We start from the raw sequence: 16,372 nt of genomic DNA, 5'->3' as shown, positions 1-16,372 counted from the left end.
ACAGTTATCCTTTCAGGAACTAAGGTGTGGGATGATAACAATAACCAAGATGGTAAACGTACAAGATCTGTGAAAGTTCAAATTCTTAATGGCGAAAAAGTTGTTCAAGAAATTGAAGTTTCAGAAAAAACTGGTTGGAAGTTCGAATCTAAAAAACTTCCTAAGTATGAAAATGGTAAAGAAATCAAGTACACTGTCAAAGAAGTAGCTGTTGCATCATACGAAACAACAATTACTTCAGAAAAAGACGGTAAATACACTATTACAAACACTCATACACCAGCTAAGATCAATGTCAAAGGTCAAAAGATTTGGGATGATGCTAACAACAAAGATGGTATTCGTCCAGACTCAATTGTTGTTAAGCTGTTGGCAAATGGTGTAGAAACTGGTAAAACAGCTACAGCTTCAGTAGCAAGTGGTTGGACGTATGAATTTACAGATCTTGATCGTTATCAAGATGGTGGTAAAGAAATTGTTTATACAGTTAAAGAAGCATATGTTCCTAAAGGCTATACTTCTGAAGTAATTGGCACTAATATTGTAAATCATCACAAGCCAAAAGATCCAGAACCAAACAAACCACAGGATCCAGAGCCAAACAAGCCAAAAGATCCAGAACCAGGAAAACCAGGTCCAAAACCTCAACTTCCTAACACTGGTGAAAAATCATCTAACGCAGCAGTAGTTGCAGGACTTGCTTTGATGACAGTGACTGGTGGATTGTACTTTGTAAGCCGTAAAAATAAATAATCTAGCGTGAGAAAGATAGTTTCCATTTGTTTTTCTTAGGTTTAATCTGTGATAAAAAGGCCAGAGGATTCCTCTGGTCTTTTTTAGATATAAGAGTAAAAGAAAGACCCAGCATTTAATACTGGGTTGGTAATTATTTTACCATCATCAATTCGACAATCATTGCTATATAGATGATTAAGGTAAGGAGAAAACCGGCTCTCCAGAAGAATTTGATGAATTTAGGGTAATAAAAACTTCGTTTTTTGACAAGGAAAAAGATTACAAGGAGGATTGCTAGGAGAGAAAGTGCGACACCAAGTCGCGGTAGAAAGTTGTGGGTAAAGGCTTTAGCAGTAATCAGATAGTACTCGAATACCAAAAGTGGAAAAGCTACATCCGCGAAATTAAATCCTATTTTCCTGAGTCCGAAAAGCTTGGTGACAATAAAGCAAACCACCAAGGTTAATATCAATAATAAAATAGATGCTATTTTCATTAAAATCATACCCATATTGTATCATAAAAAAACGCTAAAGGAAATGAGAAACAAGGGAATTTGTAGGAAAGTCAGGCTTTTGAGATTGTAGGTGTTTTTTGTTATAATGAAAGTTATGAAATCTTATAATACCTTGAATGATTATTATCGAAAACTTTTTGGAGAAAAGACTTTTAAAGTTCCTATTGATGCGGGGTTTGACTGTCCAAATCGCGATGGAACTGTGGCTCATGGGGGCTGTACTTTTTGTACAGTTTCAGGTTCTGGAGATGCTATCGTGGCACCGGATGCCCCTATCCGTGAGCAATTTTATAAGGAAATTGACTTTATGCACCGCAAATGGCCAGATGTTAAAAAGTATCTAGTTTATTTCCAAAACTTTACCAACACCCATGAAAAGGTGGAAGTGATTCGGGAACGTTACGAGCAGGCTATCAATGAGCCAGGTGTAGTAGGAATCAATATCGGAACACGGCCAGACTGTTTACCTGATGAAACCATCGAATATTTGGCTGAGTTATCGGAACGCATGCATGTGACGGTAGAATTGGGCTTACAGACAACCTTTGAAGCAACCTCTGACCTGATTAACCGTGCCCATTCTTATGAATTGTATGTTGAAACAGTAAAACGCTTGAGGAAATATCCCAAGATTGAGATTGTTTCCCATTTGATCAATGGTTTGCCCGGTGAGACTCATGAGATGATGATTGAAAATGTCCGTCGCTGTGTTAGGGATAATGATATACAAGGTATTAAACTGCACTTGCTTCACCTCATGACAAATACTCGTATGCAACGAGATTACCACGAAGGACGCTTGCAACTGATGAGTCAGGACGAGTATGTCAAGGTTATCTGTGACCAACTGGAAATCATTCCCAAGCATATCGTCATCCATCGAATTACAGGAGATGCACCGAGAGATATGTTGATTGGTCCCATGTGGAGCCTCAATAAATGGGAAGTGCTAAATGCTATTGAAACTGAGATGCGCCGTCGTGGAAGTGTGCAAGGATGCAAGGCTGTAAAACAGGAGTTTAAAAATGAAAAGACCACTTGAGATGGCACATGATTTTTTGGCTGAAGTCGTGACAAAAGAGGATATCGTAGTGGATGCGACCATGGGCAATGGTCATGATACCTTTTTTCTAGCCAAGCTAGCCAAGCAAGTCTTTGCCTTTGATATTCAGGAGCAGGCTTTAGAGAATACGCAAGAGCGTTTGGATCAGGCTGGAATGACAAATGCCCAGTTAATCTTGCAAGGTCATGAGACACTAGACCAGTTTGTGACAGAAGCTAAGGCAGGGATTTTTAATCTGGGTTATCTGCCTTCTGCTGACAAATCCGTCATCACACAACCTCAGACTACTATCGAAGCCTTAGAAAAGCTTTGCCATTTGCTTGTCAAAGGAGGACGGATTGCTATCATGATCTACTATGGTCATGAAGGAGGAGACACCGAGAGGGATGCTGTGTTGGATTTTGTTAGCCAGTTGAACCAACAAGAGTATACAGCTGTTATTTATCGAACTCTCAACCAAGTTAACAATCCACCGTTTTTAGTTATGATTGAAAAATTAGAAAGGTATAGACATGGATAAACAATACCTTCGTGAGAAGCTTGAGGCAATGCGCCAAAATTTTGTCGAGTCAACGCATCACGAGCGAGCAGTCGGAGTGCTCGACGAAGCACATATGAGCAAGAAAATGCTTAAAATCAAGAAAAAATTAGTTGCTCTTGAAATGGAACGATGCCAGAAAAAAATTGAGCACAAAGACTGTTCTAAGATTGATCAGAAAATCCAAGAGCAAAAGGAGATTTTTGAATCTTGTTGTAAAAAAGATTAAGGAGGAATTGTGTGGAATTACTCATTTACTTGATTCTATTTTTATTTGTCTTAATCATTTCAACCACGACCAATAAACTTCTGCCTTTTTTGCCCCTTCCTCTTGTGCAAATCCTTTTGGGGATTGGGATTGGCTTATTTGTTCCAGATGCGGACTTTCATCTCAATACAGAACTGTTTCTGGCCATAGTTATTGGTCCCTTACTTTTCCGGGAGGCAGAAGAAGCGGATATTACGTCCATTTTGAAGCACTGGCGGATTGTCGTCTTTCTAATTTTTCCTGTGATTTTTATCTCGACCTTAAGCTTAGGAGGTATGGCTCACTTCCTTTGGATGACTCTTCCTTTAGCTGCCTGTTTAGCAGTTGGAGCGGCACTTGGGCCAACAGATTTGGTTGCCTTTGCGTCTCTTTCTGAACGTTTTCGTTTTCCTAAACGGGTTTCCAATATCCTAAAAGGGGAAGGGCTCTTAAATGACGCTTCTGGTTTGGTTGCCTTTCAGATGGCTCTTGCTGCTTGGACAACAGGAACGTTTTCTCTCAGCCAAGCTGGGACTTCCCTAGCACTTTCTATCCTTGGTGGTTTTGTAGTCGGTTTTGTGACGGCTATGGTCAATCGTTTCTTGCATACCTTTTTACTGAGTGTGCGAGCGATAGATATAGCCAGTGAACTATTGCTAGAGCTAAGTTTGCCACTCATGACTTTTTTTATCGCAGAAGAGTTTCATGTTTCAGGGATTATCGCAGTAGTGGTTGCAGGTATTTTGAAGGCCAGTCGCTTTAAGAAAATTACGCTCCTTGAGGCTCAAGTAGACACCGTGACGGAGACCGTCTGGCATACCGTGACCTTTATGCTAAATGGATCAGTCTTTGTTATCTTGGGAATGGAGTTAGAGTTGATTGCGGAGCCAATTTTGTCTAATTCTATCTACAATCCCCTTCTTTTACTGCTTTCAGTTGTCGTTCTGACCTTCTTGCTTTTTGTGATCCGCTTTGTCATGATTGCTGGTTTTTACTTTGTGAGGACGCATCGACTTAAGAAAAAGATTCATAATTACATGAAAGATATGCTTCTTTTGACCTTCTCTGGTGTCAAAGGGACAGTATCTATCGCGACCATTCTCCTCATACCAAGTCATTTGGAGCAGGAATATCCTTTGTTACTCTTCCTTGTAGCAGGCGTTACACTGTTGAGTTTTTTAACGGGTTTACTGGTTCTCCCTCACTTATCTGAGGAACAAGAGGAAAGCAAGGATCATTTGATGCATATAGCGATTCTGAATGATGTAGCTGCAGAATTAGAAAAAGAGCTGGACCATCACAAAAACAAACTTCCTCTTTATGCAGCTATTGATAATTATCATGGTCGGATTGAAAACCTCATCCTTAGTCAGGAAAATAAGAGAGTCCAAGAGGACTGGGAGTCCCTCAAACTTCTTATCTTGAGTATTGAGAGTGATGGTTTGGAGCAAGCCTATGAAGAAAATAGAATCAGTGAGCGTGGCTATCGAGTTTACCAACGTTACCTAAAAAACATGGAGCAGAGTATCAATCGGAATTTCGCTTCTAGAGTGACCTATTATTTCCTAGTTTCCTTACGGATACTGCGCTTTCTACTCCATGAAATGTTTACCTTTGGCAAAACTTTCCGTAGTTGGATGAATGAAGAATCTCGTAAACTACTAGCAGTTGATTATGATCAGATTTCAGAGTTGTATTTGGAAAATACAGAGCTGATTATCGAGAGTTTGGAAAACCTCAAAGGGGTTTACAAGAGTTCTCTGATTAGTTTTATGCAAGAGTCTCGTCTACGCGAGACGGCCATTATCGGAAGTGGGGCTTTTGTTGAGCGGGTTATCAATCGCATCAAGCCAAATAATATCGATGAAATGCTACGAGGCTACTATCTCGAACGTAAGGCAATCTTTGAATACGAAGAGGCTAAACTGATAACAGCCAAGTATGCTAAAAAACTACGCCAAAATGTGAATAATTTAGAGAATTATTCTCTGAAAGAGGCCGCAAATACCTTGCCTTATGATATGGTAGATTTAATCAGAAGAACTTAGATGATGAAGAAAATGACGGAGGATGGAACATGAAAAAGTGGTGGAAAGAGCTGATGGACAGGCCCTTATTGAAAGCTTTTTTGCATTATTATCAAGCATCTGATAGCGAGTTGACCAGTGTTGCGGTTGCCTACTATTGGTTGATTTCAATCTTTCCTTTGCTAATGATAATGGTCAATATTTTGCCTTATTTTCAGATTCCGGTCTCAAATTTCTTACTTACAATCAAGGAATTCTTGCCTGATACGGTGTATGATGTGGTCGCTAAGATTGTCCGAGAAGTTCTGACTCAACCATCGACTGGTTTGCTGAGTTTTGCCGTTTTATCTGCACTCTGGACCTTTTCAAAATCAATGGATTTCCTCCAAAAAGCTTTTAACAAAGCCTATGGGGTGACCAAAAGTCGAGGGATTATCTCCCATCAGTTGATGAGTTTGCTTGTTAGCCTCGGCTTGCAGATTCTTTTTGCCCTAGCCTTGTTTTTGAGTATGTTTGGTCGTATGTTGCTCAACCTCCTCAAAACTTACTGGCAATCAGACAGTCCGTTATTTTCATACCTGCAAGATTTTACAGGTCCTCTGGTCTATGCCTTGATCTTTGCCATTCTAGTCATGATTTACTATTTCCTTCCAAAAGTAAAAGCACCACGAATCCGCTATGTTTTACCAGGAAGTGTCTTTGTCTTGCTAACTCTTATCTTTTTATTGAATATCTTTTCTGTTTATTTTAATAACTATGTCAATCACCTAGTGGATGTTCGATTTTTCAGTTCTATCATCGTGGTAGTCATGATGTTCTGGTTTATTCTTATTGCTAAGATTTTGATTATCGGAGCAGTTATCAATGCCAGTGTTCAAAGCTTGAAAGATCCAACCTTTACAATAAATTAACTAATAAAGTTATCCATTACAAAACGCATAGGATCAAATCTGATCCTATGCGTTTTTTGATTATGAGAATTAATAGATAAACATGGCATCACCGAAACTGAAGAAACGGTAGCGTTCTTGAATAGCGTGCTGGTATGCCTCTAGGACTAAGTCACGGCCTGCAAAGGCAGAAACCAACATGACGAGAGTTGATTTTGGCAGATGGAAGTTGGTTGAAAAGGCATCCACAACCTTCCATTTGTAACCAGGTTTGATAAAGATATTGGTCCAACCAGAATCTGCTTGGATTTGCCCATTAAACTTGGAACCGATGGTTTCCAGTGTGCGGATAGAAGTGGTTCCTACAGCGATGACGCGACCTCCATTTTCCTTAACAGAGCGAAGGGTGGCAGCTGCTTCCTCAGAAAGCTGGTAGAATTCGGAGTGCATTTCATGTTCGTCTAGATTGTCTACAGAAACGGGTCTAAAGGTTCCGAGTCCGACATGGAGAGTGAGATAGACTAGATGAACACCTTTGGCTTGGATTTCTGCTAGCAGTTCTTTGGTAAAGTGCAGTCCAGCAGTCGGTGCAGCAGCAGAGCCACTTTCTTTAGCGTAGACCGTTTGATAGCGTTCACGGTCATCTAGTTTTTCGTGGATGTAGGGCGGTAGTGGCATTTCACCGAGACTTTCCAAAACTTCTAGGAAAATTCCTTGGTATTCAAAGCGAACAATACGGCCCCCGTGAGTCAATTCTTCCGTAACGACAGCGCTGAGGCGACCATCACCAAAGTTGACACGAGTCCCGACCTTGAGGCGTTTGGCAGGTTTAGCGAGAACCTCCCACTCATCTCCACTGGTATTTTTGAGTAGGAGAAGCTCCACATGGCCTCCAGTTTCTTCCTTTTGGCCATAGAGGCGGGCAGGGAGAACACGGGTGTCATTCATAACAAGAGCATCACCGGGTTCTAGCATATCGATAATAGAGTGGAAGTGTTTATCCTGCATTTCTCCCGTCTCACGATTAACGATAAGGAGTTTAGACGCATCCCGTTTTTCAAGTGGCGTTTGGGCAATTAATTCCTCTGGTAAGTGGAAATCAAAATCAGCTGTATTCATTTTTTCATCATTCTTTCTAAATTCTAATCTTATCCATTATAACATGTTTCAAGTTTGGGCGCTCTTTTTTTAGAAATTAAATCGTTTTCACTTGACAAAAATTGGTCTATACCATATAATGAATATAGATTAAAACGGAGGATGAAAAGATGAAAGTTATTAAAGTTGAAAATCAAGTTGAAGGTGGAAAAGTTGCTTTTGAGATTTTGAAGGAAAAATTGGCCAATGGTGCTCAAACATTAGGACTTGCGACAGGGAGCAGTCCGCTTGAGTTTTACAAGGAAATCGTTGAGAGTGACCTTGATTTTTCAAATCTAACCAGTGTAAACCTTGATGAGTATGTAGGACTTGACGGAGACAATCCTCAGTCTTACCGCCACTTTATGCAAGAACACTTATTCAACCAAAAACCATTTAAAGAAAGTTTCTTGCCTCGTGGGATTAAGGACAATGCTGAAGCTGAAGTAGAACGCTACAACCAAATTTTGGCTGACCATCCAGTTGATTTGCAAATCTTGGGAATCGGTCGCAATGGACATATCGGATTTAATGAGCCAGGAACTGCCTTTGATAGCCAGACACACCTTGTAGACCTAGACCAGTCTACAATTGAAGCCAATGCTCGCTTCTTTGACAAGATTGAAGACGTTCCAACTCAAGCCATCTCAATGGGGATTAAAAACATCTTGGATGCCAAGTCAATTATTCTCTTTGCTTATGGTGAGTCGAAAGCAGAGGCCATTGCTGGAACAGTATCAGGCCCAGTGACTGAGAATCTCCCAGCAAGTAGCCTACAAAACCACCCTGATGTGACTATTATTGCGGATGCTGAAGCGCTCAGCTTGCTTGAAAAGTAAAATTACAAGAACCACTTGCTCTTTGGAGTGAGTGGCTTTTTACTTCAAATGTTCACTATCCTGCTAAAGTGGTATAATATAGCTATACGGGGAGGCTCGACTTTGAATTATATAATCGGTTTTATTTGTTTTTTACTTTTAATGTTACTATTTAGTCGCTTAATTCAGCAATCAAAGAACCCTTCGGGCTTTCTAGGAAAACGAATGATGAAATTGTGGAATAGAGCCTACCTTCCCATGTTTGTATGGGCAATTCGTTATCTGGATAGAACATCTTACCCTGCAATCTTAGATGTAGGAGTTGGAAACGGCCGTTCAACCATCCTGCTGAAAAAAACCTTTCCGCGAAGTACCATAACTGGAATCGATATTTCAGATACCGCAATAGCTCAAGCCAAACAGATAGAGATGACTAATCTAAATTTTGAACGAAGAGACGTTAGGGAGACAGGCTTTTCTGATGAAAGTGTTGATTTAATCACAGCTTTTCAAACTCATTTTCATTGGCAGGATCTAGAGGCTTCTTTTATGGAACTTCGAAGAATACTCAAATCAGACGGGATGCTCTTACTGGCTTGTGAATATAACAAGTTGTCTTACTTTTTACCAGAGGTCCAAAACGAAGAAGCATTTAGACGATTCTTGTTATCAGTAGGGTTTGAGCTCGTAACTTGTCAAAGAAAGGGATCATGGATCCTTTATAAAATTGTTAAACATTAATGGAGGTACAATCATGAAACAATTATTTTTATGTTCATACTTTGCTGAAGTCAAAAAGCTTTTTAGCGATTATGCAAAGGAAAAGAATCTAGAAAATAAGGTTTTATTTATTCCTACCGCTGGGAACAAAGAGGACTATACTGCCTATATCGATGAGGCTCAGCAAACATTCAGGGATTTAGGATTTGAGATAGAGGTTCTAGATATTGCTTCTTGTGATCGAGAAACTGCTCAGGCAAAGATTTTCCAAAGCAAGATTCTTTATATCTCAGGCGGGAATACCTTTTATTTATTGCAAGAATTAAAGAAAAAACAACTCCTATCTCTTATCAAAGAGCAAATAAGAGATGGGCTGGTCTATGTGGGAGAATCAGCAGGGGCTATCATTGCAGCTAAGGATATTGACTACAATAAACTCATGGACGATAAGACGGTAGCGACAGAGTTATCTGATACAGCGGGATTGGATGAAGTGGATTTTTATATCCTTCCACATTATGGCGAGGAACCTTTTACTGATAGTAGCAAAAAGACCTTTGAAACCTATAAAAAGCAGCTTGAATTGCTACCACTTCATAACCGCCAAGCAATTATCGTTAACGATGAGCAAATAGATATCTTGACAATAGAATAAAAGCGTGGTTGGAAGAACATTAATATTTTACCAATAAAACGATTAGCGGTTGATAATTCACTTAGTGGGAATCTGCCATGGATAGATTAATTTTATGAATTCAAGAAGGGAAAAGTTATGAAAATAAAAACGCTAGATAAAATAGGTGGGGTTATTTTCTTGTTTCTAACGATTGCTATCATTGTTGTTTTTTTATCAGATACGAGCTTTTTTGAGTGGGCATTTACTAGACACCAGAATACCCTGAGTTGGTATATTCGCCCTCTCTTTATTATTCCAATTGTAATGGGAGCTTATAAAAAATCCTACAGCCTGATTTTCTTTTCTATATTTTGCCTATTTACTAGTATGTTCTGGTTCCCAAAGCCGGAAATAGTTGATGTAAAAGTAATTGAGTTTTTGAATTTTGAGAAGACTTATTTTACGAGCGGATGGAGTATTGAAAAAGTTATCATTTTGGCAACAATTCTAGCATTTTTTACGGCTATTATATCCTTAACATGGAATAGACGTTGGTATGGATTATTAGCAACGGTAGTAATTGGAGCGTTTCTGAAGGTTGCCCATAGTCTTTTATTTAGTGGAGGAAGTGGCATATCGATTGTAAAACCAGCTGTTTTAGGATTGATTCTCTGCATCTTAGTGATTTATTTCATCTTCAAAAGAAGAAAGTAAAAATAATAAAAGTTTATGGTCGCTTTTCTCTTGACAATTATTCACTTTGTGTGTAAAATGGAATAGATCTTGAACTTGAAGGGAGTGAAAAAAATGTCTAAAACAGTAGTACGTAAGAATGAATCTCTTGACGATGCACTTCGTCGTTTCAAACGTGCGGTTACTAAAGCTGGTACTCTTCAAGAAACACGCAAACGTGAATTCTATGAAAAACCTTCTGTAAAACGTAAACGTAAATCAGAAGCAGCTCGTAAACGTAAAAAATTCTAATTTGAAATAAAAGGCTAGACTTGTCTAGCCTTTTTTCTTTCCAAATAAATACTGTAAATCCTGCAAAAAAAGGAAACTTCCTACCACAATTTGATATAATAGTAGGGAGAACTCGATTGAAGGAGGAAATTATGTCGGTTTTAGTAAAAGAAGTCATTGAAAAGCTCAGATTAGACATTGTTTACGGTGAAGGCGATTTACTTGAAAAAGAAATCAATACTGCGGACATTTCTCGACCAGGTCTTGAAATGACAGGCTATTTTGATTACTATACTCCGGAGCGGCTTCAACTGTTGGGAATGAAGGAATGGTCTTATTTAGTCTCCATGTCTTCTCACAACCGTTATAAGGTGTTGACCAAGATGTTTCAACCAGAAACACCAGTGGTTATTGTTGCGCGTGGTTTAGTAGTTCCAGAAGAAATGTTGAAAGCTGCTAGGGAATGTAAGATTGCGATTTTAACCAGTCGAACAGCTACTAGTCGCCTATCAGGAGAATTATCTAGCTATTTGGATTCTCGTTTGGCAGAACGGACCAGTGTTCATGGTGTCTTGATGGACATTTATGGCATGGGTGTCTTGATCCAAGGGGATAGCGGTATCGGTAAGAGTGAAACTGGTCTGGAACTTGTGAAACGTGGACACCGTTTGGTGGCAGATGATCGTGTAGATATTTTTGCAAAAGACGAAATGACCCTTTGGGGAGAGCCAGCTGAAATTTTGAGGCATTTACTTGAGATCCGTGGAGTGGGGATTATTGATGTGATGAGTCTCTACGGAGCAAGTGCAGTTAAGGATTCTTCACAAGTTCAACTAGCAGTTTATTTGGAAAACTATGATACGCATAAGACCTTCGATCGCTTAGGAAATAATGCTGAAGAAATCGAGATTTCTGGCGTAGCCATTCCGCGTATCCGCATCCCTGTAAAAACAGGACGCAATATTTCTGTTGTTATTGAAGCGGCTGCCATGAACTACCGTGCTAAGGAAATGGGCTTTGATGCGACACGTTTATTTGAAGAACGCTTGACAAATCTGATCGCTCAAAATGAGGTGAAAAATGATTAATCCAGTCGCATTTGAAATCGGTCCTTTTTCCATTCGTTGGTATGCTTTGTGTATTGTGGCTGGATTGGTTTTGGCTGTCTATCTTGCTATGAAAGAAGCTCCCAAAAAGAAAATTCTATCAGATGATATTTTGGATTTTATCCTGATTGCTTTTCCAGTAGCTATTTTAGGTGCTAGACTATACTACGTACTCTTTCGCTTAGATTATTATCTTCAAAATCCAGGTGAAATCATCGCCATCTGGAATGGTGGTTTGGCCATTTATGGAGGTTTGATAGCAGGGGCTATTGTTCTTTATATCTTTGCAGATAGAAAGCTGATCAATACTTGGGATTTCTTAGATATTGCAGCACCGAGCGTCATGATTGCCCAGAGTTTAGGACGTTGGGGGAACTTCTTTAACCAAGAAGCCTACGGTGCAGCGGTAGATAGTCTGGATTATTTGCCAGACTTTATCCGCGACCAGATGTACATCGATGGTAGCTACCGTCAGCCGACCTTCTTATATGAGTCTGTTTGGAATCTGATTGGTTTTGCTTTAATCTTGATTTTTAGACGAAAATTAAAGGGAATCAGACGTGGTCAGATCACGGCATTCTACTTGATTTGGTATGGCTTTGGTCGTATGATTATCGAAGGGATGCGGACGGATAGTCTCATGTTCTTTGGTCTGCGAGTTTCCCAATGGTTATCAGTTGTCCTTATCGGACTTGGTATTTTTATCATACTTTATCAAAATCGAAAGAAAGCCCCTTTCTATCATACAGAGGAGGAAAAATAAATGTTAGAAGTTGCATATATACTTGTTGCGATTGCTTTGATTGTCTGTTTAGTCTATTTGACAATCACGATTCAAAAAGCAGGTCGTATGATTGATGAGACTGAGAAAACCATCAAAACGTTGAGCTCAGATGTGAACGTTACCTTGCATCAGACCAATGAATTGTTGGCTAAGGTCAATGTGTTAGCAGACGATATCAATGTCAAAGTTGCGACGATTGATCCACTCTTTACGGCGGTGGCGGACTTGTCTGAGTCAGTATCTGATCTCAACCAACATGCACGTGTTTTAGGTAAAAAAGCTTCATCTGCTGGTTCAAAGACCATTAAAACAGGTGCAGGCTTGTCAGCTCTTCGTGTCGCAAGTAAATTTTTCAAAAAATAAAAAAGGAGAAATCTTATGGGAAAACTATCCTCTATCCTTTTAGGTACTGTTTCAGGTGCAGCTCTCGCTTTGTTTTTGACGAGTGACAAGGGCAAGCAAGTTTGTAGTCAAGCTCAGGATTTTCTAGATGATTTGAGAGAAGATCCAGAATATGCTAGAGAGCAGATTTGTGAAAAATTAACAGAAGTGAAGGAACAGGCAAGGGACTTTGTGCTGAAAACAAAGGAACAAGTAGAATCTGGTGAAATCACTTTTGATAGTGTCCTTGACCAAGCTAAAAACTGTGCTCGACAAGCGACGGAAGCGTCAAAGGAAACCTTTAACAATCTCAAGGAGCAATGGCAAGAACAGTCAGCAACCCCAGACGTCGCTGAAGACCAAGAAGAAATCATCATCGATATTACTGAAGTATAAGGTATCACCATCTCTGATTTTTGGAGATGGTGATTTTTATCTGCAGCCTGTCTTTGTGGTATAATAAATACTATGCAGAAAAAACCAACGTCCGCCTATGTGCACATTCCCTTTTGTACCCAGATTTGTTATTACTGTGACTTTTCAAAAGTTTTTATTAAAAATCAGCCAGTAGATAGTTATTTGGAGCATCTGCTAGAAGAGTTTCGTTCTTATGATATCCAAAAATTGCGAACCCTCTATATTGGAGGTGGGACACCAACGGCACTGTCAGCTCCGCAATTAGAGGTGCTCTTAAATGGCTTGACTAAAAACTTGGACTTGTCAGTATTGAAAGAGTTGACCATTGAGGCCAATCCAGGCGATTTGGACGCAGATAAGATTGCGGTTTTGAAACAGTCGCCAGTCAATCGTGTTTCCTTGGGTGTGCAGACTTTTGATGACAAAATGCTGAAAAAAATTGGGCGCAGTCATTTGGAGAAGGATATTTATGAAAATATTGACCGCCTCAAATTGGCTGGTTTTGACAATATCTCCATCGACCTAATCTATGCTCTACCTGGTCAAACTATGGCTCAGGTCAAGGACAATGTAGCTAAGGCTATCTCGCTTGATATTCCTCATATGAGTCTTTATAGCTTGATTTTGGAGAATCATACGGTCTTTATGAACCGCATGAGACGAGGGAAATTGCCTCTGCCTAAGGAGGAACTGGAAGCGGAGATGTTTGAGTACATCATCGCAGAACTTGAGCGAGCGGGCTTTGAGCATTATGAGATTTCGAATTTCTCTAAACCCGGATTTGAAAGTCGCCACAATCTCATGTACTGGGATAATGCCGAGTATTATGGTATCGGTGCGGGTGCTTCGGGTTATGTGAACGGGGTGCGCTATAAAAACCACGGGCCTATCCGCCACTATCTCAATGCGGTAGAGGCAGGAAATGCTCGGATTACAGAAGAACACCTGAGTCAAAGGGAGCAGATGGAAGAAGAAATGTTCCTAGGCCTCCGGAAAAAATCCGGGGTTTCCATGGCACGATTTGAGGAAAAATTTGGACGGTCCTTTGATGGACTTTATGGCGAAATCATCAGAGACTTGGTTCAACAAGGTCTCATGCAGATAGAAGGAAATCGTGTCCGAATGACAAAGAGAGGTCTCTTCTTGGGAGACACTGTAGCAGAACGATTTATTTTGGAGTAGAACAATGGGCTTAACTTATCAAATGAAAATGAAAATTCCTTTTGATATGGCGGACATGAACGGTCATATCAAACTTCCAGATGTGATTTTGCTGTCCCTGCAAGTATCAGGTATGCAGTCGATTGAGCTGGGAGTTAGCGACAAGGATATGTTAGAACGTTACAATCTGGTCTGGATTATTACAGACTATGCGATTGACGTGGTTCGCTTGCCTCGCTTTGCTGAGGAGATTACGATTGAAACAGAAGCATTGACTTACAATCGTCTTTTTTGCTACCGCCGTTTCACTATCTATGATGAAGCAGGTCAAGAAATCATTCGCATGGTAGCAACCTTTGTTCTCATGGACCGCGATAGTCGTAAAGTCCATGCTGTCGAACCGGAGATTGTTGCGCCTTATCAGTCTGAGTTTGATAAAAAACTCATCCGTGGGCCAAAGTATGCAAATCTAGAAAATCCGATCAGTAAAGACTACCATGTTCGTTTTTACGACTTGGATATGAATGGTCATGTTAATAATAGCAAATACCTGGATTGGATTTTTGAAGTCATGGGAGCAGACTTTTTGACCAAGTATATTCCAAAGAAAATCAATCTCAAATATGTCAAAGAGGTGCGACCGGGTGGCATGATTGCTTCAGCTTATGAACTCAAGGGACTAGAAAGCAAGCATGAGATTATCAGTGATGGCGAGATTAATGCCCAAGCTATGATTACTTGGCAAGAAATTGAGGGCAATTAGAAAGGGCGATATGGCTTATAAAGGTTATTTAATTGATTTAGACGGAACCATTTACAAGGGGAAAGACCGAATTCCGGCAGGAGAGGCTTTTGTCCATGAGTTGCAAAAGCGAGAAATTCCTTATCTCTTTGTAACCAACAATACAACTCGTACTCCTGAGAGTGTTCAAGAGATGTTGGCTCAGAATTTTAATATCAACACGCCTCTATCGACGGTTTACACAGCGACTTTGGCAACCATCGACTATATGAATGACTTGGGACTAGAAAAGACAGTCTATGTCATCGGCGAAGCTGGGCTCAAGGATGCCATTCAGGCGGCTGGTTATGTCGAAGATAAGCAAAATCCTGCCTATGTGGTAGTTGGACTGGACTGGCAAGTCGACTATGAAAAATTTGCGACGGCGACTCTAGCCATCCAAAAGGGAGCTCACTTTATCGGAACCAACCCTGATCTCAATATTCCGACGGAACGTGGTCTTTTGCCTGGTGCTGGTTCACTTGTAACTCTGCTTGAAGTGGCAACACGAGTGAAACCAGTTTATATTGGAAAACCAAATGCTATCATTATGGATAAGGCAGTTGAGCACTTGGGTTTGAAACGAGAAGAATTGCTCATGGTGGGGGACAACTACCTGACAGACATCCGAGCAGGGATTGACAATGGTATTCCAACGCTCTTGGTGACGACAGGTTTTACCAAGGCAGAAGAAGTGGGGGACCTGCCAATCGCACCAACTCATGTGGTTTCTAGCCTTTCGGAGTGGAATTTTGATGAAAATTAAACTGACTTTTGGGGGAAGTATGCTCTTTCTCCTCTCCCTTTCTATTCTCTTAACCATTTATCTGGCTTGGATTTTCTATCCCATGGAGATTCAGTATCTGAACTTAGCGGGTCGAGTCTATCTAAAACCAGAAACCATTCTGTATAATTTTCATATCTTGATGAATTACCTGACCAATCCCTTTAGTCAGGTCTTAGAGATGCCAGATTTTCGTTCATCAGCGGCAGGTTTACACCACTTTGCGGTGGTGAAGAGTCTTTTTCACTTAGTTCAGCTAGTTGCCCTAGTGACGCTACCAAGTTTTTATTTCTTTGTTAGAAAGATTGTGAAAAAAGGCTTTTTGCCCCTATATCGTAAAAGTATCTTGGCTCTGGTGCTATTGCCTCTAGTCATTGGGCTTGTGGGAGTGCTGATTGGTTTTGAGCAATTTTTTACTCTGTTCCATCAGATTCTCTTTGTGGGAGACGATACCTGGCTTTTTGATCCAGCAAAGGATCCCGTTATTTGGATTTTGCCAGAGACTTTCTTCCTACATTCCTTTGTACTTTTCTTTGCCTTGTATGAAGGAATGTTTGGTTTCCTCCTTGTTAAAGCTTCAAGGAAATAGAGGATAACATTCTGTATTTTTAATAAAAAACGAGAGAAGGTGCTATACTCCCTATTTATTGTTAGGTTATCCTAAAGATAAACTTGCAAAGCAGGAGA

The 16,372-nt window shown here is 40.2% G+C and carries 21 protein-coding genes; 19 read left to right on the top strand and 2 right to left on the bottom strand.

Annotation, left to right across the window (positions count from 1 at the left end):
* Positions 1–753, top strand: a 753-nt coding sequence (locus B7725_RS01395; protein ID WP_142357342.1) for a Cna B-type domain-containing protein, incomplete at its 5' end; no start/stop codon positions are given.
* A gap of 133 nt (positions 754–886) precedes the next feature.
* Here the strand turns inward: B7725_RS01395 and B7725_RS01390 are convergent.
* Positions 887–1,246, bottom strand: coding sequence for a DUF3397 domain-containing protein (locus B7725_RS01390; protein WP_033588922.1), 360 nt, complete (start codon positions 1,244–1,246; stop codon positions 887–889).
* 91 nt (positions 1,247–1,337) lie between these two features.
* On the opposite strand from B7725_RS01390, the gene mnmL reads away from it, so the two are divergent.
* From mnmL to B7725_RS01365, 5 genes are read left to right on the top strand one after another with little or no spacing between them, the layout of a single operon-like run.
* Entirely contained in the window at positions 1,338–2,294 is a 957-nt protein-coding gene (gene mnmL / locus B7725_RS01385) for a tRNA modification radical SAM protein MnmL/YtqA (protein ID WP_084874235.1), read from the top strand.
* The gene (mnmM, locus tag B7725_RS01380) at positions 2,278–2,835 is read left to right on the top strand and encodes a tRNA 5-(aminomethyl)-2-thiouridylate-methyltransferase MnmM (RefSeq protein WP_084874234.1); all 558 of its coding nucleotides are present in this window, start codon (positions 2,278–2,280) and stop codon (positions 2,833–2,835) included. Before mnmL ends, mnmM begins: the two co-directional genes overlap by 17 nt.
* Positions 2,828–3,082, top strand: coding sequence for a hypothetical protein (locus tag B7725_RS01375; RefSeq protein ID WP_000361094.1), 255 nt, complete (start codon positions 2,828–2,830; stop codon positions 3,080–3,082). The genes mnmM and B7725_RS01375 overlap by 8 nt, the downstream gene beginning before the upstream one ends.
* Positions 3,083–3,093: 11 nt before the next feature.
* Positions 3,094–5,148 carry a cation:proton antiporter gene (locus B7725_RS01370; RefSeq protein WP_084874233.1) on the top strand — a complete coding sequence of 685 codons (2,055 nt, stop codon included), beginning with the start codon at positions 3,094–3,096 and terminating at the stop codon, positions 5,146–5,148.
* 29 nt (positions 5,149–5,177) lie between these two features.
* A complete protein-coding gene (locus B7725_RS01365) occupies positions 5,178–6,038 on the top strand; it encodes a YihY/virulence factor BrkB family protein (RefSeq protein WP_084874232.1) in 861 nt (286 codons plus the stop codon).
* Positions 6,039–6,107: 69 nt separating this feature from the next.
* Here the strand turns inward: B7725_RS01365 and queA are convergent, their stop codons facing one another.
* Complete coding sequence (gene queA, locus B7725_RS01360; RefSeq protein ID WP_084874231.1) at positions 6,108–7,136, bottom strand: tRNA preQ1(34) S-adenosylmethionine ribosyltransferase-isomerase QueA; 1,029 nt, start codon at positions 7,134–7,136, stop codon at positions 6,108–6,110.
* A 149-nt stretch (positions 7,137–7,285) separates the two neighbouring features.
* Here queA and B7725_RS01355 point away from each other — a divergent pair, with 149 nt between their 5' ends.
* The 13 genes from B7725_RS01355 to B7725_RS01295 all read left to right on the top strand — a co-directional run bounded on the left by B7725_RS01355 (position 7,286) and on the right by B7725_RS01295 (position 16,274).
* The gene (locus B7725_RS01355) at positions 7,286–7,993 is read left to right on the top strand and encodes a glucosamine-6-phosphate deaminase (protein ID WP_000864599.1); all 708 of its coding nucleotides are present in this window, start codon (positions 7,286–7,288) and stop codon (positions 7,991–7,993) included.
* 102 nt (positions 7,994–8,095) lie between these two features.
* Complete coding sequence (locus tag B7725_RS01350) at positions 8,096–8,713, top strand: class I SAM-dependent methyltransferase (RefSeq protein WP_084874238.1); 618 nt, start codon at positions 8,096–8,098, stop codon at positions 8,711–8,713.
* A 13-nt stretch (positions 8,714–8,726) separates the two neighbouring features.
* Positions 8,727–9,347, top strand: coding sequence for a Type 1 glutamine amidotransferase-like domain-containing protein (locus B7725_RS01345; protein ID WP_084874230.1), 621 nt, complete (start codon positions 8,727–8,729; stop codon positions 9,345–9,347).
* A gap of 117 nt (positions 9,348–9,464) precedes the next feature.
* Positions 9,465–10,022: a hypothetical protein gene (locus B7725_RS01340; protein ID WP_000695594.1), complete on the top strand. Its 558-nt coding sequence runs from the start codon at positions 9,465–9,467 to the stop codon at positions 10,020–10,022.
* A 93-nt stretch (positions 10,023–10,115) separates the two neighbouring features.
* Entirely contained in the window at positions 10,116–10,292 is a 177-nt protein-coding gene (gene rpsU, locus B7725_RS01335; protein ID WP_000048054.1) for a 30S ribosomal protein S21, read from the top strand.
* Between the two features lie 131 nt (positions 10,293–10,423).
* Positions 10,424–11,359, top strand: coding sequence for an HPr(Ser) kinase/phosphatase (gene hprK / locus B7725_RS01330; RefSeq protein WP_000115136.1), 936 nt, complete (start codon positions 10,424–10,426; stop codon positions 11,357–11,359).
* Positions 11,352–12,140: a prolipoprotein diacylglyceryl transferase gene (lgt, locus tag B7725_RS01325; RefSeq protein WP_084874229.1), complete on the top strand. Its 789-nt coding sequence runs from the start codon at positions 11,352–11,354 to the stop codon at positions 12,138–12,140. Before hprK ends, lgt begins: the two co-directional genes overlap by 8 nt.
* Positions 12,141–12,524 carry a DUF948 domain-containing protein gene (locus B7725_RS01320; RefSeq protein ID WP_000895031.1) on the top strand — a complete coding sequence of 128 codons (384 nt, stop codon included), beginning with the start codon at positions 12,141–12,143 and terminating at the stop codon, positions 12,522–12,524.
* Between the two features lie 15 nt (positions 12,525–12,539).
* Positions 12,540–12,938 carry a YtxH domain-containing protein gene (locus B7725_RS01315; protein WP_084874228.1) on the top strand — a complete coding sequence of 133 codons (399 nt, stop codon included), beginning with the start codon at positions 12,540–12,542 and terminating at the stop codon, positions 12,936–12,938.
* Between the two features lie 72 nt (positions 12,939–13,010).
* Positions 13,011–14,141, top strand: a complete 1,131-nt coding sequence (gene hemW, locus B7725_RS01310) for a radical SAM family heme chaperone HemW (protein ID WP_084874227.1) — start codon at positions 13,011–13,013, stop codon at positions 14,139–14,141.
* 4 nt (positions 14,142–14,145) lie between these two features.
* Positions 14,146–14,883, top strand: a complete 738-nt coding sequence (locus B7725_RS01305) for an acyl-[acyl-carrier-protein] thioesterase (RefSeq protein WP_000524788.1) — start codon at positions 14,146–14,148, stop codon at positions 14,881–14,883.
* Positions 14,884–14,893: 10 nt separating this feature from the next.
* Complete coding sequence (locus B7725_RS01300) at positions 14,894–15,667, top strand: TIGR01457 family HAD-type hydrolase (protein ID WP_084874226.1); 774 nt, start codon at positions 14,894–14,896, stop codon at positions 15,665–15,667.
* Complete coding sequence (locus B7725_RS01295) at positions 15,657–16,274, top strand: TIGR01906 family membrane protein (protein ID WP_162278989.1); 618 nt, start codon at positions 15,657–15,659, stop codon at positions 16,272–16,274. The genes B7725_RS01300 and B7725_RS01295 overlap by 11 nt, the downstream gene beginning before the upstream one ends.
* The last annotated feature ends 98 nt before the right edge of the window (positions 16,275–16,372 follow it).

The sequence above is a fragment of the Streptococcus oralis subsp. tigurinus genome, assembly GCF_002096275.1.
In the GTDB taxonomy this organism is placed as follows: Bacteria; Bacillota; Bacilli; order Lactobacillales; family Streptococcaceae; genus Streptococcus; species Streptococcus oralis_CN.
Note: the sequence above shows the minus strand (reverse complement) of the source record. Positions and strands in the feature narration are given on the sequence as shown.